Origin of the sequence: Mycobacterium sp. UM_CSW (genome assembly GCF_000455205.1) — a bacterium.
Lineage (GTDB): Bacteria > Actinomycetota > Actinomycetes > Mycobacteriales > Mycobacteriaceae > Mycobacterium.
The window spans coordinates 58,740-82,231 of sequence record NZ_AUWQ01000031.1 but is presented as its reverse complement, the minus strand read 5'-3'; the positions used below and the strand labels follow the sequence as shown (position 1 = coordinate 82,231).

The window sequence follows — 23,492 nt, the reverse complement described above, 5'->3', positions numbered from 1 at the left end:
GCTCGAGCGAGCCCCCCAAACGTCGAAGAAGGAAGACCACGCTATGACGACGACCGAAAGCTCCCTGACCGCCGACGTCCGCAACGGCATCGATTTCAAGGTCGCCGACCTGTCGTTGGCCGATTACGGCCGCCGCGACATCGAGCTCTCCGAGCAGGAGATGCCGGGCCTGATGTCGCTGCGCCGCGAGTACGCCGACGTGCAACCGCTCAAGGGGGCGCGGATCTCGGGCTCGCTGCACATGACCGTGCAGACCGCCGTGCTCATCGAGACCCTGGTCTCGCTGGGCGCGCAGGTGCGGTGGGCGTCGTGCAACATCTTCTCCACCCAGGACCACGCCGCCGCCGCGGTGGTCGTCGGCCCGTACGGCACCCCCGAGGAGCCCAAGGGTGTGCCGGTGTTCGCCTGGAAGGGCGAGACGCTGGAGGAGTACTGGTGGGCCGCCGAGCAGATGCTGACCTGGCCCGACGAGCCAGCCAACATGATCCTCGACGACGGTGGGGACGCCACCATGCTGGTGCTGCGCGGCGCGCAGTACGAGAAGGCCGGCGTGGTGCCGCCCGCCGAGGACGACGACCCCACCGAGTGGAAGGTCTTCCTGGAGCTGCTGCGCAACCGCTTCGAGACCGACAAGGACAAGTGGACGAAGATCTCCGAGTCGGTCAAGGGCGTCACCGAGGAGACCACCACCGGCGTGCTGCGGCTCTACCAGTTCGCCGCGGCCGGTGACCTGGCCTTCCCGGCGATCAACGTCAACGACTCGGTCACCAAGTCCAAGTTCGACAACAAGTACGGGTGCCGGCACTCCCTGATCGACGGCATCAACCGCGGCACCGACGTGCTGATCGGCGGCAAGAAGGTGCTGATCTGCGGCTACGGCGACGTCGGCAAGGGCTGCGCCGAGTCGGTCAAGGGCCAGGGCGCGCGCGTCGTCGTCACCGAGATCGACCCGATCAACGCGCTGCAGGCGCTGATGGAGGGCTACGACGTCAAGACGGTCGAGGACGCGATCGGCGAGGCTGACATCGTCATCACCGCCACCGGCAACAAGGACATCATCACGCTCGAGCACATGAAGGCGATGAAGGACCACGCGGTGCTGGGCAACATCGGGCATTTCGACAACGAGATCCAGGTCGCCCAGCTGGAGAAGTCCGGCGCCACCAAGGTGAACATCCGCCCGCAGGTCGACGTGTGGACGTTCCCGGACAGCGGCAAGTCGATCATCCTGCTCTCCGAGGGCCGGCTGCTCAACCTGGGCAACGCCACCGGGCACCCGTCGTTCGTGATGAGCAACAGCTTCTCCAACCAGGTGATCGCGCAGATCGAGCTGTGGACCAAGAACGACGAGTACGACAACGAGGTGTACCGGCTGCCCAAGCACCTCGACGAGAAGGTTGCCCGCATCCACGTCGAGGCGCTCGGCGGCCAGCTGACCAAGCTGACCAAGGAGCAGGCCGAGTACATCGGCGTCGACGTCGACGGCCCCTACAAGGCCGACCACTACCGCTACTGATGCGCTGAATCGCCGAGCGTCACGCCAGCGCGGCGTTCGGCCTCGAGCGTCACGCCAGCGTGGCGCTCGCGGGCCGGGATAGGCTCGCGCCGTGCTGATCGCGATCGAAGGGGTCGACGGTTCCGGCAAGCGGACGCTGTCCGACGGCCTGCGTAAGGCCTTCGAAGCCGCCGGGAAGTCGGTTGCCACCCTGGCGTTCCCGCGTTACGGGCAGTCGGTGACCGCCGACATCGCGGCCGAAGCGTTGCACGGCGGGCACGGCGACCTGGCGTCGTCGGTGTATGCGATGGCCACGCTGTTTGCGCTCGACCGCGCCGGGGCGATCGGGCAGATCGCGGCGCTGGGCCGCGACCACGACGTGGTGATCCTGGATCGCTACGTCGCCTCCAACGCGGCCTACAGCGCGGCGCGCCTGCACCAGGACGCGGCCGGGGAGGCGGCGGCGTGGGTGCTCCGGTTCGAATACGAGCGGTTGGGACTGCCCGCGCCGGACTGGCAGGTGCTGCTCGCGGTGCCCGCCGAACTCGCCGCGCGGCGGGCCCGGCACCGGGCCGAGCACGAGCCGGGCCGCGCGCGGGACAGTTATGAGCGCGACGACGGGCTGCAGCAGCGCACCGGCGCGGTCTATGCCGAGCTGGCCGCGGCGGGCTGGGGCGGGCGGTGGCTGGTCGTCGACGCCGACGTCGATCCGGGGCGGTTGGCGGCGTCTTTGACCGCCGGCTAGCACAAAATTGTCACGATTTGGCCGTATCGAATAAGAAACGCCCGTGTGGTGCGCCGAATTTGTCCCGATCTGGTGACACCATGGACTCCATGAGGCAAAGGATTTTGGTCGTCGACGACGACGCTTCGCTGGCCGAGATGCTCACCATCGTGCTGCGTGGGGAGGGCTTCGACACCGCAGTCATCGGCGACGGCACTCAGGCGCTGACCGCGGTGCGCGAGTTGCGCCCGGATCTGGTGCTGCTGGACCTGATGCTGCCGGGCATGAACGGCATCGACGTGTGCCGGGTGTTGCGCGCCGACTCCGGCGTGCCCATCGTGATGCTGACCGCCAAGACCGACACCGTGGACGTGGTGCTCGGCCTGGAGTCGGGCGCCGACGACTACATCATGAAGCCGTTCAAGCCCAAGGAGCTGGTCGCCCGGGTGCGCGCGCGGCTGCGGCGCAACGACGACGAGCCCGCCGAGATGCTTTCCATCGCCGACGTCGACATCGACGTGCCGGCGCACAAGGTCACCCGCAACGGCGAGCAGATCTCCCTCACACCGCTGGAGTTCGACCTGTTGGTCGCGCTGGCACGCAAACCGCGCCAGGTGTTTACTCGTGATGTGCTGCTCGAACAGGTGTGGGGGTATCGGCACCCGGCGGACACCCGCCTGGTGAACGTGCACGTCCAGCGTCTGCGGGCCAAGGTCGAGAAAGACCCTGAGAACCCGACCGTGGTGTTGACCGTTCGAGGAGTGGGATACAAGGCCGGACCTCCGTGATCCGGGAGGTTCATTGATCTGGGGGTCTCGGCAACGCACTAGAAGTCGCTGGGGGCGCTCCGGCCCCATGACGCGGGGCATGGGTGCGGTGAGTCGCGTTGTGGGCGCTGCCTGGCGCCGATCACTGCAATTGCGGGTCGTCGCGCTGACCCTGGGCCTGTCGCTCGCCGTCATCCTCGCGCTCGGCTTCGTGCTGACCAGCCAGGTGACCAACCGGGTGCTGGACGTGAAGGTCCGCGGCGCCATGGAGCAGATCGAGCGGGCGCGCACCACCGTCGCCGGGATCGTCAACGGCGAGGAGACCCGCTCGCTGGACAGCAGCCTCCAGCTGGCCCGCAACACGCTGACGTCCAAGACCGACCCCGCCTCGGGCGCGGGGCTGGCCGGCGCCTTCGACGCGGCGCTGATGGTGCCCGGCGACGGTCCGCGCGCCGCCACCACGGCCGGACCCGTCGACCAGGTGCCCAACGCATTGCGCGGCTTCGTCAAGGCCGGGCAGGCGGCGTATCAGTACGCCACCGTGCACACCGACGGGTTCTCCGGGCCGGCGCTGGTCATCGGCACGCCGACGTCGTCGCAGGTGGCCAACCTCGAGCTCTACCTGATCTTCCCGTTGAAGAACGAGCAGGCCACCATCCAGCTGGTGCGCGGCACGATGATCACCGGCGGCGCGGTGCTGCTGGTGCTGCTCGCCGGGATCGCGCTGCTGGTGTCCCGCCAGGTGGTGGTGCCGGTCCGGTCGGCGTCGCGGATCGCCGAGCGGTTCGCCGAGGGGCACCTGTCCGAACGGATGCCGGTGCGCGGCGAGGACGACATGGCGCGGCTGGCCGTGTCGTTCAACGACATGGCCGAGAGCCTGTCCCGCCAGATCACCCAGCTCGAGGAGTTCGGCAACCTGCAGCGCCGGTTCACCTCCGACGTCAGCCACGAACTTCGCACCCCGCTGACCACCGTGCGGATGGCCGCCGACCTGATCTACGACCACAGCGCCGACCTCGACCCCACCCTGGCCCGGTCCACCGAGCTGATGGTCAACGAGCTGGACCGGTTCGAGACGCTGCTCAACGACCTGCTCGAGATCTCCCGGCACGACGCCGGCGTGGCCGAGCTGTCCGTCGAGGCGGTGGACCTGCGCACCACCGTGCAAAGCGCGCTGGGCAACGTGGGACACCTGGCCGAGGACGCCGGCATCGAGCTGCTCGTCGACCTGCCCGACGAGGAGGTGATCGCCGAGGTCGACCCGCGCCGGGTGGAGCGGATCCTGCGCAACCTGATCGCCAACGCCATCGACCACGCCGAGCGCAAGCCGGTGCAGATCCGGATGGGCGTCGACGAGGACACCGTCGCCGTCACCGTCCGCGACTACGGGGTGGGTCTGCGACCCGGCGAGGAGAAACTGGTGTTCAGCCGGTTCTGGCGCTCGGACCCGTCGCGGGTGCGTCGCTCCGGCGGCACCGGGCTGGGCCTGGCGATCAGCGTCGAGGACGCGCGGCTGCACCAGGGCCGGCTGGAGGCGTGGGGCGAGCCCGGCGAGGGCGCGTGCTTCCGGCTGACACTGCCCCTGATTCGCGGTCACAAGGTGACCACCAGCCCGCTGCCGCTGAAGCCGATCCCCGAGCCGCCCGCGCCGCCGCGCCCCGAGCCGCAGCGCCCGCGCGAGCACGCCGAGCGGAGCGTCTGATGCGACGGCTGCTCGCCCTCCTATCGCTGGCGTTCGTCCTGGCCGGCTGCGCGGGGGTGCCCAGCTCGTCGGCCCCGCAGGCCATCGGCACGGTCGAGCGGCCGGCGCCGTCCAACCTGCCCAAGCCGACCCCGGGCATGGACCCCGACGTGTTGCTGCGCGAATTCCTCAAGGCCACAGCCGATCCCGCGAACCGGCACCTGGCGGCCCGGCAATTTCTCACCCAGTCGGCGTCCAACGCGTGGGACGACGCCGGTAGCGCCCTGCTGATCGACCACGTGGTGTTCGTGGAAACCCGTGGTGCCGAACGGGTTTCGGCGACCATGCGCGCCGACATCCTGGGCTCGCTGTCCGACGTGGGCGTGTTCGAAACCGCCGAGGGCGTGCTGCCCGACCCGGGGCCGATCGAGCTGGTCAAGACGTCGGGAGGCTGGCGCATCGACCGGCTGCCCAACGGCGTGTTCCTGGACTGGCAGCAGTTCCAGTCCACCTACAAACGCAACACGCTGTACTTCGCCGACCCGACCGGCAAGACCGTGGTGCCCGATCCCCGCTACGTCGCGGTGTCCGACCACGACCAGCTGGCCACCGAGCTGGTGTCCAAGATGCTGGCCGGGCCGCGGCCCGAGATGGCCCACACCGTGCGCAACCTGCTGGCCCCGCCGCTGCGGCTGCGCGGCCCGGTGACCCGGGCCGACGGCGGTAAGAACGGCATCGGCAAGGGCTACGGCGGCGCCCGCATCGACCTGGAGAAGTTGTCCACCACCGATCCGCACAGCAGGCAATTGCTTGCGGCACAGATCATCTGGACGTTGGCCCGGGCCGACATCCGGGGCCCGTACGTGATCAACGCCGACGGCGCGCCGCTGGACGACCGGTTCGCCGAAGGGTGGACCACCTCCGACGTCGCCGCCACCGACCCCGGTGTGGCCGACGGTGCGGGGGCGGGCTTGCACGCCCTGGTCAACGGGTCGCTGGTCGGGCTGGACGGCCAGCATGCCAACACCGTGCCCGGGGCGTTCGGGCGGGTGGGCGACCAGACCGGCGCCGCGCTGTCGCGCAGCGGGCGGCAGGTGGCGTCGGTGGTGACACTGCGCCGCGGCGCCCCGGACCAGGCGGCGTCGCTGTGGATCGGCGACCTCGGCGGCGAGGCGGTCCAGGCCGCCGACGGGCACAGCCTGACGCGGCCCAGCTGGTCGCTGGACGACGCGGTGTGGGTGGTGGTCGACAACAACAACGTGCTGCGCGCGATTCAGGAACCGGCGTCGGGGCAGCCCGCGCGCATTCCGGTGGATTCCGCGGTGGTGGCCTCCAGCTTCCCCGGGCCGATCACCGACCTGCAGCTGTCCCGCGACAGCACGCGCGCCGCGATGGTGATCAACGGTCAGGTGATCCTCGCCGGTGTAGAGCAGACCCAGGCCGGGCAGTACGCGCTGACCTACCCGCGGCGGCTGGGTTTCGGCCTCGGCAACTCGGTGGTCTCGCTGTCGTGGCGGACCGGCGATGACATCGTGGTGACCCGCACCGACGCCAGCCACCCGGTGTCCTACGTCAACCTCGACGGGGTGAACTCCGATGCGCCGGCCCGCGGCCTGCAGATGCCGGTCACGACGGTCGCGGCCAACCCGTCGGCCGTCTACGTCGCGGCCCCCGAAGGGGTGCTGCAGTATTCGGCGTCGGCCCCCGAAAGCCAGCAGAGCTGGTCGGAGGTGTCCGGGCTGTCGGTGCCCGGCGCACTGCCGGTGCTGCCGGGCTAGCGACGTCGGCCGTGGCTCATGCCTTGTGCCACATATCGTTTCGGAAGACGCTGACGTCCAGCGCCGTGCTGATCGGATCGTAAGCGCGCCTCGACGAGTCAGTGCTGACCAGCCCCACGCCAGCTCACACCCGAGATTGTTCTCGCGGCCCCGCAGCGACGAAAAGGTCAATTGGCGACCCGCTATTCTGCAGGGCTGATACACACGACTTATCGTCGCATATGTAAGATTTATCAATGTATGTCGTTATCTGACAATACTGTTCATATTTCGCACTCCAGGCTGTTGCTTTCTGTGAGTGGATGTTGATAAGCCCGCTACTGGGAGTAACGCCTGGGTAACAAGCGAAAATTACTGTCAGGACCGCACATTGGCGTCGCATAACTCGATTTCAGTTGAAAACTCCTGCAGGAAGCCGTTTTCCGATTTTTCGCCGGGCGGAATGGTGCGGGCAATGTAGGTGCGCGAGTGGCTCAATGGCGGGCGGGCCGAGCCGCAATCGGAACGGAGGAACACGTTGATTGTTCACGCGGACACCATGGGCGGCACGGCTGTACCCAGTGCGCCGACCGTCGCGCAGACCCGCTGGCTTCAGCTCGGCCTTGGGCTGGTGTGCATGATGGCGATATCGAGTCCCCAGTATGTGTGGACGCTGATGACCAAGCCACTTGCCACCAAACTCGGGATTGCCTTGCCCGAATTGCAGGTTACGTTCTCGATTCTGGTGCTGTTACAGGCGTTTTTCTCGCCGTTCCAGGGTGCGCTGGTCGACCGCTTCGGGCCCCGCCGGTTGATCTCGATCGGCACGCTGCTGGCGGGCGCGAGCTGGGTGCTCGCTTCTTACGCGCACACCGTGTCGATGCTGTATCTCACCTATGGCGGCGTCGGTGGTCTCGGCACGGGAATTGTGTATGTCGGCGTCGTGGGGCTGGTGGTCCGGTGGTTTCCCGATCGACGCGGATTCGCCGCCGGTGTGGTGGCGGCCGGCTACGGGATGGGCGCGATTTTGACGACTTTTCCGATCGCCTCGTCGCTCGCCGCGCATGGTGTCGAGTCGACGTTGTGGCTCTTCGGCATCGTGTTCGCCGCCGTCGGTTTCGTTGCGGCGCAGGGGTTGCGGGTGCCGCCGGCGGATCTCGGGTTGACCGTACCGAGCGCCCGGCCGTCCGCCGCTCGGCGTGATTACCGGCCCGCCGAGATGCTCAAGCGGCCACTCTTCTGGCTGATGTTCGTCATGATGACGATGATGGCCACTTCGGGCCTGATGGTCACGTCGCAGATGGCTACGTTCGCGACCGACTTCGGTGTGAGCAAGGTGCTGGTGTTCGGGCTCGCCGCGCTGCCGCTGGCCTTGACGATCGACCGCTTCACGAACGGGCTGACGCGGCCGTTTTTCGGTTGGGTATCGGACCGACTGGGCCGGGAAAACACCATGGCGTTTGCCTTCGCGCTGGAGGCTGTTGCCATGACGCTCTGGTTGCTGACGCGACACGACGCCACGCTGTTCGTCCTCCTGTCGGGTTTGGTGTTCTTTGGCTGGGGTGAGATCTTCTCGCTGTTCCCATCCACCTTGACCGATACGTTCGGGGCCCGTTATGCGACAGCGAACTATGGCTGGCTCTACATCTCGTTCGGGATCGGTTCGGTCTTCGGTGGTCCGCTCGCGGCGCTGCTGCATCAGCACGCCGGGAGCTGGATTCCGGTGTTCGGGTGTGCGATTGCACTCGATCTGGGAACCGCGGCGCTGGCCGTCTTCGTGTTGAAGCCGGCGCGTCGGCGTTTCGTCGAAGCCGCACCGATCGCGGCGTCGTGAGCGCCCTCAGCAGTAGTTGTCGGCCGTGCCCGCCACACTGACTCCGTGCTCGATCTCATCCTGCCGCTGGAATGCGGCGGCTGCGGGGCGCCGTCGACCCGCTGGTGCGACGCCTGCGCGGCGGAACTTGACGTCAGGGCCGACGAGCCGCACGTCGTCAACCCCCGCATCGAACCCGAGGCGCCGGTGTTCGCGCTGGGCCGCTACGCCGGCGCCCGGCGCGCGGCGATCCTCGCGCTGAAGGAGAACGGGCGCGGCGACCTGGTCAGTCCTCTGGCCCGGGCGCTGGCCGTCGGGGTCCACCGGCTGTTGACCTGGGGGATGGTCGAGACACCGCTGACGATCGTGCCCGCGCCGACGAGGCGGTCGGCGGCGCGCGCACGCGGCGGCGACCCCGTCACCCGGCTGGCGCGCGCCGCGGTTGCCGGGCACCCCGACATCGCCGTCGCGCCGGCGCTGCGGATGAAGGCCCTGGCCCGCGACTCCGTCGGCCTCGGCACCTCGGCGCGCGAGCGCAACATCGCCGGCCGGGTGGTGCTGCGCGGGCGGCCGGCGCGCCCCCAAACGCGCGAGGTCATCGTTGTCGACGACGTCGTCACCACCGGGGCGACGGCCCGCGAGTCGGTGCGGACGCTGCGCGCCGCCGGGGTCCGCGTGGCCGCGGTGCTGGCGATCGCGGCCGCGTGAAGCCGCCCTTCTCCGTTGACGAGCCACGCGCATGTGAAGAACTCGCAACAGCTGCCCGGAATTGGTGGCATCCCAAGGCGAACACGAGCTAACGTCGAGGACAACCTTCAGGAACATCTTTGACCCGGCGCAACGCAGTCGTCGATTTCCGGGTTGATACGCCACACGTGGAGGGGGTGAGAATCCGACACCTTGCATCGGCGGGCAGCCTGCGGCGGTGACCTGAAGAAACCGCTCCCAACCCCCCGTCGGCGCGTCATGTAGGAAGCCGGCACGCACAGCGTGCGACGTGGAAAAGGAAACGAGTTGACACGTATGTCAAGGCTTACCGTGGATTCCGGTCAGACTCTCGACCAAGCGCCAGCAGAAAGCAGCGAGCCGGCCGAGCCGACCCTCAACGCCGAAGTCGTGTTCAAGGGCCGCAACGTCGAAATCCCCGATCATTACCGCTTCTACGTCTCGCAAAAACTCGCCCGCCTCGAACGATTCGATCGGTCCATCTATCTCTTCGACGTCGAGCTCAAACACGCTCCCAACCGCCGTCAGCGCAAGTCCTGTCAGCGCGTCGAAATCACCGCGCGCGGCCGCGGCCCGGTCAGCCGCGCGGAGGCCTGCGCGGACAGCTTCTACGCCGCCTTCGAGTCCGCGGTCGACAAGCTGGAGAACCGGCTGCGCCGCGCTAAGGACCGCCGCAAGGTGCACTACGGCGACAAGACGCCGGTGTCGCTGGCCGCCGCCACCGCGGTGTCGCCGCTTCCCGCGAAGGCCTTCAACTCCGAACCCGTCGAGCCGCATCAACACGACGGCGCGGGGGTCGACCACGGCGAGCGGCAAGACCACGAGCCGGGCCGGGTGGTCCGCACCAAGGAACACCAGGCCACGCCCATGACCGTCGACGAGGCGCTTTACGAGATGGAGCTGGTCGGGCACAACTTCTTCTTGTTCTACGACAAGGAGACCGAACGGCCGTCCGTCGTGTACCGCCGGCACGCCTACGACTACGGGCTGATCAGGCTGGCCTGACGTTCAGCGACGTTTGAGGGCCTTAACTGCCTCTTCACCTAGGATGGATGCCGCCTCGCAAAAAGAGGAAGACTCCAACCCACAGGGGATATAGCTGTGCTGTCGAAGTTGCTGCGCCTTGGTGAAGGTCGCATGGTCAAGCGCCTCAAGCGGGTAGCCGACTATGTCAACACGTTGTCCGACGACGTCGAGAAGCTCACCGACGCCGAGCTGAGGGCCAAGACCGACGAGTTCCGGCAGCGCCTCAACGACGAGAAAAACCCCGAAACCCTGGACGACCTGCTGCCCGAGGCGTTCGCCGTGGCCCGCGAGGCCGCGTGGCGGGTCCTGGACCAGCGCCCCTTCGACGTGCAGGTGATGGGCGCGGCCGCGCTGCACCTGGGCAACGTCGCCGAGATGAAGACCGGTGAAGGCAAGACCCTGACCTGCGTGTTGCCCGCCTACCTCAACGCGCTGGCCGGCAAGGGCGTGCACGTCGTCACGGTCAACGACTACCTGGCCAAACGCGACAGCGAGTGGATGGGACGCGTGCACCGCTTCCTCGGCCTGGACGTCGGCGTGATCCTGGCCCAGATGACGCCCGACGAGCGGCGGGTGGCCTACAACGCCGACATCACCTACGGCACCAACAACGAGTTCGGCTTCGACTACCTGCGCGACAACATGGCGCATTCGCTCGACGACCTGGTGCAGCGCGGGCACAACTTCGCCATCGTCGACGAGGTCGACTCCATCCTCATCGACGAGGCCCGCACCCCGCTGATCATCTCCGGCCCGGCCGACGGCGCCTCCAACTGGTACACCGAGTTCGCCCGCATCGCGCCGCTGATGCAAAAGGACGTCCACTACGAGGTAGACCTGCGCAAACGGACCGTCGGCGTGCACGAGAAAGGCGTCGAGTTCGTCGAGGACCAGCTCGGCATCGACAACCTCTACGAGGCGGCCAACTCGCCGCTGGTCAGCTACCTCAACAACGCGCTGAAGGCCAAGGAGCTGTTCAACCGCGACAAGGACTACATCGTGCGCGACGGCGAGGTGCTCATCGTCGACGAGTTCACCGGCCGCGTGCTGATCGGCCGCCGCTACAACGAGGGCATGCACCAGGCCATCGAGGCCAAGGAGCACGTCGAGATCAAGGCCGAGAACCAGACGCTGGCCACCATCACGCTGCAGAACTACTTCCGCCTCTACGACAAGCTGGCCGGCATGACCGGTACCGCCCAGACCGAGGCGGCCGAGCTGCACGAGATCTACAAGCTGGGCGTGGTCTCCATCCCGACCAACAAGCCGATGATCCGCACCGACCAGTCCGACCTCATCTACAAGACCGAGGAGGCCAAGTACATCGCGGTGGTCGACGACGTCGAGGAGCGCTACGAGAAGGGCCAGCCGGTCCTGATCGGCACCACCAGCGTCGAGCGCTCCGAGTACCTGTCGCGGCAGTTCCAGAAGCGCCGCATCCCGCACAACGTGCTCAACGCCAAGTACCACGAGCAGGAGGCGGGCATCATCGCCGTTGCGGGCCGCCGCGGCGGCATCACCGTCGCCACCAACATGGCCGGCCGCGGCACCGACATCGTGCTGGGCGGCAACGTCGACTTCCTCACCGACCAGCGGCTGCGGGCCCGCGGCCTCGACCCCGTCGAGACGCCCGACGAGTACGAGGCGGCCTGGCACGAGGAGCTGCCCATCGTCAAGGAGGAGGCCAGCGCGGAGGCCGAAGAGGTGATCGAGGCCGGCGGCCTGTACGTGCTGGGCACCGAGCGCCACGAGTCGCGGCGCATTGACAACCAGCTGCGCGGCCGGTCCGGCCGGCAGGGCGACCCGGGGGAGTCGCGCTTCTACCTGTCGCTGAGTGACGAGCTGATGCGCCGCTTCAACGGCGCCGCGCTGGAGGCGATGCTCAACCGGCTGAACCTGCCCGACGACGTGCCGATCGAGAACAAGATGGTGACCCGCGCCATCAAGAGCGCCCAGACCCAGGTCGAGCAGCAGAACTTCGAGGTCAGAAAGAACGTCCTCAAGTACGACGAGGTGATGAACCAGCAGCGCAAGGTGGTCTACGCCGAGCGCCGCCGCATCCTGGAGGGCGAGAACCTCAAGGACCAGGCGCTGGACATGGTCCGTGACGTCATCACCGCCTACGTCGACGGCGCGACCGCCGAGGGCTACGCCGAGGACTGGGACCTGGACGCGCTGTGGACGGCGCTGAAAACGCTGTACCCGGTCGGCATTGCGCACGAGACGCTGACCCACCCCGACGCCGACTCCGACCGCGACGACCTCACCCGCGACGAGCTGCTCGACGCGCTGATCAAGGACGCCGAAAGGGCTTATGCCGCAAGGGAAGCCGAGCTCGAGGAGATCGCCGGCGAGGGCGCGATGCGTCAGCTGGAGCGCAACGTGTTGCTCAACGTCATCGACCGCAAGTGGCGCGAGCACCTCTACGAGATGGACTACCTCAAGGAGGGCATCGGGCTGCGGGCGATGGCGCAGCGCGATCCGCTGGTGGAGTACCAGCGCGAGGGCTACGACATGTTCATGGCCATGCTCGACGGCATGAAGGAGGAGTCGGTCGGCTTCCTGTTCAACGTCACCGTGGAAGCGGTGCCGACCCCGCAGGTCGCCCCGCAGCCGACGCCCGAGGGCCTGGCGGAACTGGGGACCGGCGCCGGCGGGCAGCCCGACGACCAAGGCGAAGCGCCCGCCGCGGCCCGCGAGGAGGCGCCAAGCGTGTTGCGCGCCAAGGGCATTGATGACGAGGCGCCCGCGCTCACGTATTCCGGCCCGTCCGAGGACGGCTCGGCGCAGGTGCAGCGCAATGGCGGTGGCGCCCAGAAGGCGCCGGCCGGTGTGCCCGGCGGCGGCAGTCGCCGCGAGCGTCGTGCGGCGGCGCGCCAGCAGGGTCGCGGCGCCAAGCCGCCGAAGTCGGTCAAGCGCCGCTAGCCCGGCGCCGAGTGTGCGGCTGGCCGCACGTTCGGCAGCCAGTGTGCGGCTGGCCGCACAATCGGCCACCTGGCAACGCCGATGCCATAGGCTTATCAGGCGTCGGCTTCTGTCTGGCTACACCGGCGTCGCCACCGTGACAGGCCGGGAAGGGGCGGGTTTATGCCCTTCGACGGCGCGGTGTCGCGGACTGAGGTATTGGCGGCGCTGTCTTTGGCGATCGACCTCGGGCTCGGCCAGCCCATGGATCACATGCTGCGGTCGGCGGCGATGGGAACGCGGCTCGCCGAGCGCCTCGGCCTCGGCGAGCGTGAGCGCGGGACGGTTTTCTACACGGGCCTGGTGATGTGGATCGGGTGTCATGCCGACTCGCACGAGTACGCGCGGTGGTTCGGCGACGACATCGCGGCGCGACATGACAGCCACTTCATCGACTGGTCCGGCGCTGAGTTCCGGCGATTCCTCGTCAGCAACCTCGGCCGCGGGTCGACATTGCCGAAACGGGCCCAGCTGGCGGCGAAGCTGTTTTTGGACGCACGCGGCAACCTCGGCACGTTGATGCACTCACATTGCCTGTCGGCCGCGCTGCTCGCCGAGGAGATCGGCCTCGGCGAGGACGTGTGCGAAGCCCTGCCCTTCGCGTACGAGCGGTGGGACGGCAGCGGCCTTCCTACCGGTGCCGCGGGAAGCCAGATACCCGTGACCATGCGGGTGGCGCAGCTCGCCGACATCGCCGAAGTGCACCATCGCGCCTACGGCGCGAGCCGCGCGATCGCGGAGGTTCGCCGTCGCAGCGGCAAACAGTTCGACCCCGACATAGTCGCAGTGTTTTGCGACGTCGCCGACGAGCTGCTGCGCGACGACGAAGACGCGTGGGAGACGGCCGCCGGGTTGGCGCCGGATCCCGGGGAAACGCTGAGTGGTTCGTCGCTGGACCGGCTCTTGTGTGCGATGGGCGATTTCGTCGACCTGAAATGCCCCTTCACCCTTGGCCATTCGCGAGCGGTGGCCGAGCTGGCGGAGAAAGCCGGCAAGTGCGCCGGGCTGGCGACGGACGAGATCGACACGCTGCGCCGGGCCGGCTACGTTCACGATCTCGGCCGGATCGGTGTGTCCAACCGGGTGTGGGAAAAGCCGCACGGGTTGACCCACGCCGAACGCGAGCGTGTGCACTTGCATCCGTATCTGACCGGGAGGATCTTGGCCCGCGTCGGTGGGCTCAAGGCCGTCCGGGAGGTCGCGGTCAACCACCACGAACGGCTGGACGGGTCGGGGTACCCGAACGGGCTCCGTGGCGACGATCTGTCGATGCGCGAGCGGGTACTCGCCGCGGCCGAAAGCTATTGCGGCTCAACCGAGCCGCGACCATATCGCGATGCGCTGGATGGGGCCGCCGCGGCCACGCAATTGCGCAGCGAAGCCGCGCGGGGTCGCCTGGACGGCGACGCGGTTGAAGCCGTGCTGGAGGCCGCGGGTCACCAGCCGTCGCGCAGAGCTACCAGGCCGTCGGGCCTGACCCGGCGCGAGGCCGAGGTCTTGCTCCATGTGGCCCAGGGGCGGTCTAACCGCGAAATCGCCTCGGCGCTTTGGATCTCCGAGAAGACCGTGCGCAATCATGTTGAGCACATCTATGCCAAGATCGGGGTCTCGAACCGGATCGGGGCCAGCCTGTATGCGACCCGGCACGGCCTGACCGGCGGCGCGCCCGGCTGAAACCTGCCCCGGTAGCCGGAATGTTTGGGGCGAATGCCTCATGTGCACGCGGGAAATCGAGGCGACCATTTCTGCATGTTTAGCACTGGCCGAAGCCAACTCTACGAATCGCACCCGGGGCTCTCGCCGCGGTTGTGGGACGCGGTGCTGACCGAGGGCCACTCATCGCTGGTCCGGGCGCGGCACGCTTTCCGCTACCTACCGTCGGCGCCGCGCTGCAAGCTGTGCAACAACCCGTTCGGCGGCCCCGTCGGCCGGCTCTTTGCCGTTGCCGGCTTCCGCCGGTCCCGCAAGAACCCCAACCTGTGCACGCGGTGCTGCGATGCGCTGCCGCGCGGAGGAGCTGAGGTCGATATCGCGGTGCTGTTCGTCGACGTTCGAGGCTCCACGGCGTTGGGTCACCGTCAGGCCGCCGCAGACTTCGCCGCGTTGCTCAACCGGTTCTACGGCGCCGCGACGCAAACCCTGCTGCGCCATGACGCCGTGATCGACAAGCTCATCGGTGACGAGGTGATGGCGTTTTTCGTGCGGGGCATCAGCGGCCCGCGGTATCGGCAACGAGCTGTCGAGGCGGGAATCGAGCTGCTCCGGGCCATCGGCTACGGCACGCCGAACGGACCTTGGCTGGACGCCGGCGTCGCCGTGCACGCGGGCGTCGCATACGTCGGCAACGTCGGCGGCGCCGTGGTCGACTTCACCGCCCTGGGCCGCCCGGTCAACGCCGCGGCCCGGATGCAACAACGCGCCGCCGGCGGGGAGTTGCTGGTTGCCAGTGGGGTCGCCGACGAAATGACGGCCGGCATGCAGCGCCGCACGCTGATCCTGCGGGGGCAGGATGAGCCGATTAACGTCTTCGTCCACAAGTTCTGAGCGTTCGTTCGGCTCGCTCCCGTCACCGCATGGACGCGCCGGGCCGCGATCGCCGGTCCAACAGCCAGGCGGTGGCCACCGTGAGGGCGATGGCGAACGAGGCGAGCGCGATGAGACTGACGGCGTTCCCGCCCTGGAAGGTCTCGCGGTATACGGACATGGCCGGCAGCGTCGCGGTGTAGCGGTCGAGTTCCAGGTCGCGCCCCAACGCATCGAACGCGTGGCGGTTGGACAGGGCCAGGCTCATCAGGCGTCCGGGGGTGGCCATCTGGTCGGTCGGCACGATCGCACCACCGAACAGCACCTGAGGGAAGCACAACATCGGCAGGGCGAGGGCCGCCTGCGCGGCGTTGGAGACGGCGGCCGAGGCGAAGAGGCCCAGGGCCAGCGCTGAAATCGCTTCGATCACAAGCGTCGCGAACAACGAGGCGTAAACGTCCCATCCCGCCGCGGGCAGCCGCCCGAGCGCCCGCAACACAAGCAGCAACACCGCGCTCACGCCCGCCAGAACCGGAAGCAGCGCCGTCACCTTTGACGCCACGTACGCGCCCACGCTGAGCCCGGCCAGGCGTTCGCGCCGGAAGACGGCCATCTCGCCGACGATCTGCAGCAGGCCGTACGTCAGCCCGAAGAAGAAGCCGTCGAACGCGATCCAGAAGACGATCTGGGCCGGGCCGACGCCGGCTGCGCCACGGGGATCGAACGCGCCACGCCTGAACAGCGTCGCCATCATCGCCGTCACCAGCACCGGTGATCCCAGCAGGATCGCAAGGGTCAGCCGGTTGCGGGCGAGTACGTCGACGTTGCGCCGGGTGAGCAGCCACCATTGCCGGACCATGCCGGTTCGCGTGACGTCGGATTTGGTGGCCGAGACGGCCTGGCGGCTGAACCCGGGCCGGGCGTTTGACTTCGCGCGGCTCTGTGCGAACCGCTCGGCCCAGATCCGCGGCGTGTGCTCCGCGGCCAGGCGCTCGTAGACCTCGGTGAGGTTCTCCACGCCGAAGTAGTGCCGCGCGGCGGCCGGACTGCCGGTGAAGGCCAGGTGGCCGTCGCGGGCCAGGAAGACGACCCGGTCGCACAAGTCGATGCCGGCCGGCTCGTGGGTGGTGAGAACGACGGTGACCCCGCGCTGGCTGAGCCGGCGCAGCAGGCGCATCACGTCGGCCGCAGTCGACGGGTCGAGCCCGGAGGTGGGTTCGTCGAGGAAGAAAAGGCGTGGCCGGGTCAGGAGCTCCACGGCGATGCTGGCCCGCTTGCGCTGGCCGCCGGACAGGGAACGCACCGGCACGTCGGCCCGATCGGCCAAGTCGAGGTCGCGCATTGTCTCCTCGACGATCCGCTCCGCTTCGACCGCGGGCGTGCCCGCCGGGAGCCGAAGCCGCGCGGCGTAGCGCAGCGTCCGGCGCAGGGGCATCTCGAGATGAATGATGTCGTCCTGGGGCACGAAGCCGACTTTCGAGGCGGCGCTGGCCCCGAGCGCTTTGCCGCGACGAACGACCCCGTCGTGCCGAACCTCACCGGCGGACGGCGCTCGCAGCCCCGCAAGGATTTCCAGCAATGTGGTCTTGCCGGCTCCGCTGCCGCCGGCGATCGCGACCAATTCGCCGGGTTCCACTGAGAGCGACAGCTTGTCGAGGATCTGCCGGCCGCCGACTCGCCTGCTGACGTCGATCGCGTCGATCCGTGCGCCGCCCAGCGGTTCGGCGTCCCGAGTACCGAGTAACTCGATGGCTGATGTGTCACATGTTGATTCGCTCATGATCTGGGCTCCGTGCCTTCTCGAAGTGGCCTTGTCACGGGCGATCATCGGTCCGCCGCTGCGCCGGCCGCATGAGGCGTTTGCCTCAAATCGTCAAGCGGGGGCCGACTAGTCAGAAATAACTAGGGCGCCGCCGCGCAAAGATGAGGCAGATGACCTATATACCCGGCTGCCGATGCGGTCGACACTTGGGCCATGAAGCGTTACTTGACTCTTGCTTATGGCGCGGCGGCTTACCTGCTGTTCCTCGTCGCCTTTCTGTATCTCGTTGCGTTCGTGGCGAACCTGTGGGTGCCGCGCACCGTCGATCACGGGCTGTCGTCGCCCATCGTTGAGGCCATCGTGGTCAACGTGTTGCTGGTCGGGGCGTTCGGCCTGCAGCACAGCGTCATGGCGCGCTCGGCGTTCAAGGCGTGGTGGACCCGGTACGTGCCGCCGTCGATAGAGCGCAGCACCTACGTAGTGCTGTCGAGCGCCGTGCTGCTGCTGCTCTATTGGCAGTGGCGGACTATGCCGGCGGTCGTTTGGGACGTGCGGCAGCCGGCGGCGCGCGTGCTGCTGTGGGGATTGTTCTGGCTGGGTTGGGTGATCGCGCTGGGCGCGACGTTCATGATCAACCACTTCGACCTGTTCGGGCTGCGGCAGGTGTATTTGGCGTGGCGCCAAAAGCCTTACACCGAACTGCATTTCCGCACTCATTTGTTCTATCGGTTGGTGCGCCACCCGCTCATGCTGGGCTTCCTCATCTCGTTCTGGGCGGCCCCCACGATGACGGCCGGGCATCTGCTCTTCTCGATCGCGATGACGACATACATCCTGATCGCGGTGCACATCGAAGAGCGCGGCCTCGTCGCGGCGCTGGGCAGCGACTATCGCCAGTACCGTCGCGAGGTCCCGATGCTGGTCCCGATCAAGCACGGGCCGCGCCGGCGCTCAGCGGAAGCGATTGGCCAACACTAACTTTCGAGGAGCCCGGCGATCCGATCCAGGGTGGCGCGCATGCCGTCCTGGGTCTGCCGGGGCATGGAACCGGCGGTGATCATCCGCTTCTGTTTGTCCTGTGACACGTCCCAGGTTTCGCGTACCAGCGTCCCCCCCTCGGTGGGTGTTAGTTCGTAGCGCCAGATGCGGCCGCCGATCAGCCCGCCCATCGACCTGGTCTGCCAGGCGATGCGGCGGGCGGGCTCGTACTCGATGACGGTGTTGGTGGTGCGGTACGGGACGAACAGAGTTTCCTTCCGCCCCTTCATCGCCATCCCGAATTTCGAACCCATCGACAAGGGAACCGACTGCCGCGAGGCGTGATTCACCGACTCCGAACCGTCGAAGCTGGCGTGCCTGCCGGCATCGGCCAGCAGCGCGAAGATCTCTTCCGGTGGCGCCTTGATGACCCGCTCGACGCTGAGCGTGCTTCCGTCCATCCGGCAACACTAGCGCCGCAGGCTCTGCCCGGCGTTGGCCAATTGATCACGTGCCGGATACCTGGACATGCCACGGTACCGGTGTGCAAACCGGGTCGCGGGTCGCTCAATCGCGCTGGGTGGACCGATTCCATCAGTGGTGCGAGGTGGTGGTCGATCGGCTTCCGTTCGGGCTCGGATCGGTCGTTGCGCCCACGTTTCTCGGCTTCTGCCTGATCAACGGGCTCACGTTCGGCATCGATCTGGCGATCCTCACGGGCCTGCGCGGCGGGCTCGGTCTTCCGGTGCCGATCGCCGTCACCGTGGCCTACTCGTGTGCCTTCGCGCTCAGCTATGTGTTCAACCGCACCTTCAACTTTCAGTCCCACGCGCCGGTCGGGAAGCAGGTCGCCGTCTACGTCACGGTGGTCGTCGTCAATTACCTGGCGCTGATCCTCGGGGTCTCCAGCGCGCTGACGGCCATCGGGGTGCAATACCAGCTGTCGCGAGTGCTGGCGGGCGTTTGCGAGGCGGTGTACATGTACTGCGCGATGCGCTGGGTGGTCTTCCGCCGTTGACGGCCTTAGGATCGACCTCCCGCTAGTCCTCGGTGGAGGAACGTCGCCATGCCCACGCAAGCCAAGCCCGCGTCGCCGCTTCGCAGCGTCTTCGGCACCGACGGGGCCCGCTCGTCGCTCGTGATAGGCGCGCTCGGTGTCGTGTTCGGCGACCTCGGGACCAGCCCGATCTACACGATCCAGACGATCTTCGACCCCCACGACCCACACCCGATACCGATCACCACCGCCAACCTGTATGGCGTTGTGTCCCTGGTCTTTTGGTCGGTGATGATCATCGTCACCCTCACCTACGTCACTCTGGTGATGCGCGCCGACAACGACGGCGAGGGCGGCATCATGGCGCTCATCACCCTGGTGAGCCGGCTCGGCGGGCCCGGGGGCCGTCGCACGGCGGCGACGCTGGCCGTGCTCGGCATTTTCGGCGCGTCGCTGTTCTTCGGCGACAGCATGATCACCCCGGCGATCTCCGTGATTTCCTCGGTCGAGGGTCTCAAGGTGATACAGCCGCGCCTGGGTGACTGGGTCGTGCCGATCACCGCGGTGATCATCGTGGCGCTGTTCGCCTTTCAGAGCCGCGGTACCGCCGCCATCGGGCGCATGTTCGGGCCCGTGATGGTTGTGTGGTTCGCCGCGATCGGCGCGTGCGGGGTCGCCGGGATCACCACGCACCCGCAGATCCTCGAAGCGCTGTCGCCGACCTACGCGCTGACGTTCATGGTCGAGCACTTCGACGTCGCGTTTTTCTCGCTTGCCGCGGTCGTGCTGGCGGTGACGGGCGCCGAGGCGCTGTACGCCGACATGGGCCACTTCGGTCGCCCGGCAATCACCCGGGCCTGGCTGCTCGTGGTCATGCCGGCGTGCGTGCTCAGCTATTTCGGTCAGGCCGCGCTGCTGTTGGGCAACAAGAGCGTCGTCGACGCGCCCTTCTTTCTGCTGCCGCCGGGCTGGGCGCGGTTGCCGATGGTGTTGCTGGCGACGGCCGCGACCGTTATCGCCTCCCAGGCGGTGATCACCGGCGCCTACTCGGTCGCGTCGCAGGCCGCGCAGCTCGGCTACCTGCCCAGGGTGCGGGTCGTGCACACGTCTGAGTCGACGATCGGCCAGATCTACGTGCCCTGGATCAACGGCTTGCTGATGGTCTCGGTGCTGATCCTGGTTTTCGCGTTCCGCAGCTCGGCGGCACTGGCCTTCGCGTTCGGGATGGCGGTGACCGGGACGATCACCATCACCACGCTGCTCTTCTTCTATGTCGCCCGCAGGCGCTGGCGCACGCCCGTGTGGCTGATCGTGGTCGGCGCCGGGTCGTTGTTGTCGGTGGACCTGCTCTTCCTGGCGGCAAATCTGACCAAGCTGGTGCACGGGGCATGGGTGCCGCTCCTGATCGCGGCCGCCGCGTTCACCGTCATGACCACCTGGCAGCGGGGCCGGGAGCTGGTCACGCAGGCCCGGTCGCGGGCCGAGGGACCGCTGCGCGAATTCGTCGACCAGCTGGCCGGCTGTAAGCCACCGCTGGTGCGGACACCCGGGACTGCCGTGTTCCTCAACCGCGGCAAGGAGACCGCGCCGCTGGCGATGCGGGCCAACGTCGAACACAACCGGGTGCTGCACGAGCATTCGGTGATCATGTCGATCGAGACGCTCCCGGCGCCGCGGGTGGTGGACGAGGAACGCATCGAGGTCGATTCCCTGGGCTATGCCGAAGACGGGGTCGTGCACGTCACCGCGAAGTTCGGCTACATGGAACGGCCCAACATCCCGGCCGCCCTGCGCCTGCTCGACCCGAAGCAAACCGAGGGTCGGATCGCCGTCGACGAGGCCTCGTATTTCCTGTCGAAGCTGGAGCTGAGGGCCGGCCCCGCGCCGACCATGGCGCCGTGGCGCAAGCGCCTCTTCATCGCCACCGCCTACATCGCCGCCGACGCCGCCGAATACTTCGGCCTGCCCATCGACCGGACAGTGGTCATGGGCGCGCGGATTCAGGTGTAGCTCAGATGTAGCAGGGCCCGTCCTGCTGGAAGGATGGACGGCATGGATGTCAAGGAGGTGTTGCTGCCCGGGGTCGGTCTTCGGTACGAATTCACCAGCCACACCGGTGACCGTATCGGGATCATCGCCCGCCGCGGCGGCGATTTCGACGTCGTCCTGTATGGCCCCGACGATCCCGACCAGGCCAGACCCGTCCTGCACCTGACCGACGCCGAGGCCGAGGCGGTGGCCCAGATCCTGGGCGCACCGCGCATCGCGGAGCGGTTCACCGAGCTTTCCCGCGGGCTGCCGGGCATCGAGACGGGACAGGTCCACATCGTGGCCGGCAGCCCGTTCGTCGGACACCCGCTGGGCGACACGCGCGCCCGCACCCGCACCGGGGCATCGATCGTCGCCATCGTACGCAACGACGAAGTGCTCGCCTCGCCCGGCCCGGCCGAAATGTTGCGCGCGCGAGACGTTTTGATCGTGATCGGCACCGAAGACGGCATCGCCGGTGTCGAGCGCATCATCGACAAGGGTTGAGCCGATGCAGGTTTCGGGGGCGCTGCTGTTTCAACTCGGCGCCCTCCTGGCCACACTTGCCGTATTGGGCGCCCTGGCAAGGCGTTTCGCGTTGTCCCCCATACCGGTCTACCTGTTGGCGGGTCTGTCGCTGGGCAAGGGTGGCCTGCTGCCGGTGGCCGCGGCCGGCGAGTTCATCGCGACGGCCGCGCCCATCGGCATCGTGCTGTTGCTGCTGACCCTGGGCCTGGAATTCTCGGCGACCGAATTCGCGGCCAGCCTGCGGCACCACCTGCCCTCCGCCGGCGTCGACATCGTCCTCAACGCCACCCCCGGCGCGGTGGCCGGCTGGCTGCTGGGGTTGGACGGCGTTGCCATCCTGGCTTTGGCCGGGGTCACCTACATCTCTTCGTCGGGCGTCATCGCGCGCGTGCTGGTCGACCTGGGCCGGCTCGGCAACCGGGAAACGCCGGCGGTGCTCTCGGTGCTCGTGCTCGAGGACTTCGCGATGGCGGCCTACCTGCCGCTGTTCGCGGTGCTGGCGTCGGGTGGGGGCTGGGTGCATGCCGTCGTCGGGATGGCCGCCGCGGTCGGTGCGCTGCTGGCCGCGTTCGCCGCCTCCTACCGCTGGGGCCACCACGTCGGGCGGCTGGTCGAACACCCCGATTCCGAGCAGCTGTTGCTGCGGGTCCTGGGCATCACCCTCATGGTCGCGGCGGTGGCGGAGGTCCTGCACGCGTCGGCCGCCGTCGGCGCCTTCCTGGTGGGCCTGACCCTGACCGGCGCGACGGCCGACCGGGCCCGCCAGGTGCTCGGCCCGCTCCGAGACCTGTTCGCCGCCATCTTCTTCCTCGCGATCGGCCTCTCGGTCGACCCACACGAGCTCTTGCCGATGCTCCCGGCGGCGCTGGCCCTGGCCGCCGTCACCGCGGCCACGAAGGTGGCCACCGGAATGCTCGCCGCCCGGCGCGACGGCGTGGCGCGGCGCGGGCAGCTGCGCGCGGGCGCCGCGCTCATCGCCAGGGGCGAGTTCTCGCTGATCATCATCGGCCTGGTGGGCACCTCGATCCCCGCCGTCGCCGCGCTGGCGACGTCCTACGTCTTCGTCATGGCGATCATGGGCCCGGTGGCGGCCCGGTACGCGGGCGGTCGCGCCGCCAACTAGCCCCCAACTAACCGATGTGCAGGGCCACCACCTGCCAGCGGCCGCTGGAGGGCATCCGTTCCACGCGGCACGCGATGGCGTGGATCCGGTCGCCGCGGCTGTAGGACCCGAAGACCTCGGCCGCGGCCTCGGGGTCGCGGCGCCCGGAGGGCTGCAGCCGCATCCGGCGCAGCACCGCCGTCCCGTCACGCCCGCGTGCGCGGCAGGCCGCCGAAGCGCCGATCGCGACCACCGAGTCCACCAGGCCGGGCGCCAGCATCGGGCGCAGCTGCGCCGCGGGACGGCGGCGGTCGACGACCTCCAGCACCCGGCGCAGCGCGGCGTCGGCGAAGGCGGCCGCCTGGCGCATCGGCGCCGACGGTCTCGGTGGTCTGACCGGCTGGCCGGCCAGGGGGCGGCGGGGCGCACGCGCGCGGCGGCGCGGCGTCGGATGGGGTGGCTGCCGGCACTGCGGGACGTCCCGCCTGGGCGGCTCGTAGTCGACGACGGGTGTCACGGCGAAAACGGTCAACGCGCACTCTCCATGGATTGGCCTGCTGGAGAGTGGCAGACGGGGACTGGTAAGTGGTCATCATGGCACAGCTCGATCCGGCGCGTATC

At 68.3% G+C, this 23,492-nt stretch carries 19 protein-coding genes; 16 read left to right on the top strand and 3 right to left on the bottom strand.

The window, feature by feature from the left end:
* Positions 1 to 43 precede the first annotated feature (43 nt).
* From ahcY to N415_RS12930, 11 genes are all read left to right on the top strand, one after another.
* Positions 44 to 1,516, top strand: coding sequence for an adenosylhomocysteinase (gene ahcY / locus N415_RS12980; protein ID WP_068181970.1), 1,473 nt, complete (start codon positions 44 to 46; stop codon positions 1,514 to 1,516).
* Positions 1,517 to 1,607: 91 nt separating this feature from the next.
* Positions 1,608 to 2,240, top strand: a complete 633-nt coding sequence (locus N415_RS12975) for a dTMP kinase (RefSeq protein WP_068181966.1) — start codon at positions 1,608 to 1,610, stop codon at positions 2,238 to 2,240.
* 80 nt (positions 2,241 to 2,320) lie between these two features.
* Positions 2,321 to 3,007, top strand: a complete 687-nt coding sequence (gene mtrA / locus N415_RS12970; RefSeq protein WP_055576516.1) for a two-component system response regulator MtrA — start codon at positions 2,321 to 2,323, stop codon at positions 3,005 to 3,007.
* A 13-nt stretch (positions 3,008 to 3,020) separates the two neighbouring features.
* Entirely contained in the window at positions 3,021 to 4,688 is a 1,668-nt protein-coding gene (mtrB, locus tag N415_RS12965; protein WP_068181964.1) for an MtrAB system histidine kinase MtrB, read from the top strand.
* Positions 4,688 to 6,445, top strand: coding sequence for an MtrAB system accessory lipoprotein LpqB (lpqB, locus tag N415_RS12960; protein WP_152531359.1), 1,758 nt, complete (start codon positions 4,688 to 4,690; stop codon positions 6,443 to 6,445). The genes mtrB and lpqB overlap by 1 nt, the downstream gene beginning before the upstream one ends.
* 460 nt (positions 6,446 to 6,905) lie before the next feature.
* Positions 6,906 to 8,258: an oxalate/formate MFS antiporter gene (gene oxlT, locus N415_RS12955; protein ID WP_204366822.1), complete on the top strand. Its 1,353-nt coding sequence runs from the start codon at positions 6,906 to 6,908 to the stop codon at positions 8,256 to 8,258.
* 45 nt (positions 8,259 to 8,303) lie between these two features.
* Positions 8,304 to 8,945: a ComF family protein gene (locus N415_RS12950; RefSeq protein WP_068181961.1), complete on the top strand. Its 642-nt coding sequence runs from the start codon at positions 8,304 to 8,306 to the stop codon at positions 8,943 to 8,945.
* A gap of 330 nt (positions 8,946 to 9,275) precedes the next feature.
* Positions 9,276 to 9,968, top strand: a complete 693-nt coding sequence (gene raiA, locus N415_RS12945) for a ribosome-associated translation inhibitor RaiA (protein WP_068181958.1) — start codon at positions 9,276 to 9,278, stop codon at positions 9,966 to 9,968.
* Between the two features lie 96 nt (positions 9,969 to 10,064).
* Entirely contained in the window at positions 10,065 to 12,914 is a 2,850-nt protein-coding gene (secA, locus tag N415_RS12940; RefSeq protein WP_068181955.1) for a preprotein translocase subunit SecA, read from the top strand.
* 162 nt (positions 12,915 to 13,076) lie between these two features.
* Positions 13,077 to 14,627 carry an HD domain-containing phosphohydrolase gene (locus N415_RS12935; protein ID WP_068181953.1) on the top strand — a complete coding sequence of 517 codons (1,551 nt, stop codon included), beginning with the start codon at positions 13,077 to 13,079 and terminating at the stop codon, positions 14,625 to 14,627.
* A 75-nt stretch (positions 14,628 to 14,702) separates the two neighbouring features.
* On the top strand, positions 14,703 to 15,497 hold the full coding sequence (locus N415_RS12930) for an adenylate/guanylate cyclase domain-containing protein (protein WP_068181947.1): 795 nt from the start codon (positions 14,703 to 14,705) through the stop codon (positions 15,495 to 15,497).
* A gap of 22 nt (positions 15,498 to 15,519) precedes the next feature.
* Here N415_RS12930 and N415_RS12925 read toward each other — a convergent pair whose 3' ends face one another.
* Positions 15,520 to 17,256: an ATP-binding cassette domain-containing protein gene (locus tag N415_RS12925; RefSeq protein WP_081665222.1), complete on the bottom strand. Its 1,737-nt coding sequence runs from the start codon at positions 17,254 to 17,256 to the stop codon at positions 15,520 to 15,522.
* A gap of 195 nt (positions 17,257 to 17,451) precedes the next feature.
* Between N415_RS12925 and mddA the strand changes: the two genes are divergently transcribed.
* Positions 17,452 to 18,216, top strand: coding sequence for a methanethiol S-methyltransferase (gene mddA, locus N415_RS12920; RefSeq protein ID WP_068181944.1), 765 nt, complete (start codon positions 17,452 to 17,454; stop codon positions 18,214 to 18,216).
* Here mddA and N415_RS12915 read toward each other — a convergent pair.
* Positions 18,213 to 18,677, bottom strand: coding sequence for an SRPBCC family protein (locus N415_RS12915; RefSeq protein WP_068181941.1), 465 nt, complete (start codon positions 18,675 to 18,677; stop codon positions 18,213 to 18,215). The two genes, mddA and N415_RS12915, sit on opposite strands and share 4 nt — an antisense overlap.
* An 83-nt stretch (positions 18,678 to 18,760) precedes the next feature.
* Here N415_RS12915 and N415_RS12910 point away from each other — a divergent pair, with 83 nt between their 5' ends.
* From N415_RS12910 to N415_RS12895, 4 genes are read left to right on the top strand one after another with little or no spacing between them, the layout of a single operon-like run.
* Positions 18,761 to 19,234, top strand: a complete 474-nt coding sequence (locus tag N415_RS12910) for a GtrA family protein (RefSeq protein WP_068181939.1) — start codon at positions 18,761 to 18,763, stop codon at positions 19,232 to 19,234.
* 48 nt (positions 19,235 to 19,282) lie between these two features.
* Entirely contained in the window at positions 19,283 to 21,223 is a 1,941-nt protein-coding gene (locus tag N415_RS12905) for a KUP/HAK/KT family potassium transporter (RefSeq protein ID WP_068181937.1), read from the top strand.
* 42 nt (positions 21,224 to 21,265) lie between these two features.
* Positions 21,266 to 21,748, top strand: coding sequence for a cation:proton antiporter regulatory subunit (locus N415_RS12900; RefSeq protein WP_068182020.1), 483 nt, complete (start codon positions 21,266 to 21,268; stop codon positions 21,746 to 21,748).
* A gap of 4 nt (positions 21,749 to 21,752) precedes the next feature.
* The gene (locus N415_RS12895; RefSeq protein ID WP_068181934.1) at positions 21,753 to 22,892 is read left to right on the top strand and encodes a cation:proton antiporter; all 1,140 of its coding nucleotides are present in this window, start codon (positions 21,753 to 21,755) and stop codon (positions 22,890 to 22,892) included.
* Between the two features lie 7 nt (positions 22,893 to 22,899).
* On the opposite strand, the gene N415_RS12890 is transcribed toward N415_RS12895, so the two are convergent.
* Entirely contained in the window at positions 22,900 to 23,403 is a 504-nt protein-coding gene (locus tag N415_RS12890) for an Rv3235 family protein (RefSeq protein ID WP_068181932.1), read from the bottom strand.
* Positions 23,404 to 23,492 lie beyond the last annotated feature (89 nt).

Bases quoted from the DNA above. Each gene is read 5' to 3' on its own strand.
- ahcY (WP_068181970.1), top strand. From the start codon at position 44: ATGACGACGACCGAAAGCTCCCTGACCGCCGACGTCCGCAACGGCATC.
- mtrA (WP_055576516.1), top strand. From the start codon at position 2,321: ATGGACTCCATGAGGCAAAGGATTTTGGTCGTCGACGACGACGCTTCG.
- lpqB (WP_152531359.1), top strand. From the start codon at position 4,688: ATGCGACGGCTGCTCGCCCTCCTATCGCTGGCGTTCGTCCTGGCCGGC.
- N415_RS12935 (WP_068181953.1), top strand. From the start codon at position 13,077: ATGCCCTTCGACGGCGCGGTGTCGCGGACTGAGGTATTGGCGGCGCTG.
- N415_RS12930 (WP_068181947.1), top strand. From the start codon at position 14,703: ATGTTTAGCACTGGCCGAAGCCAACTCTACGAATCGCACCCGGGGCTC.
- N415_RS12925 (WP_081665222.1), bottom strand. From the start codon at position 17,256: ATGAGCGAATCAACATGTGACACATCAGCCATCGAGTTACTCGGTACT.
- mddA (WP_068181944.1), top strand. From the start codon at position 17,452: ATGAAGCGTTACTTGACTCTTGCTTATGGCGCGGCGGCTTACCTGCTG.
- N415_RS12915 (WP_068181941.1), bottom strand. From the start codon at position 18,677: ATGGACGGAAGCACGCTCAGCGTCGAGCGGGTCATCAAGGCGCCACCG.
- N415_RS12905 (WP_068181937.1), top strand. From the start codon at position 19,283: ATGCCCACGCAAGCCAAGCCCGCGTCGCCGCTTCGCAGCGTCTTCGGC.
- N415_RS12900 (WP_068182020.1), top strand. From the start codon at position 21,266: ATGGATGTCAAGGAGGTGTTGCTGCCCGGGGTCGGTCTTCGGTACGAA.
- N415_RS12895 (WP_068181934.1), top strand. From the start codon at position 21,753: ATGCAGGTTTCGGGGGCGCTGCTGTTTCAACTCGGCGCCCTCCTGGCC.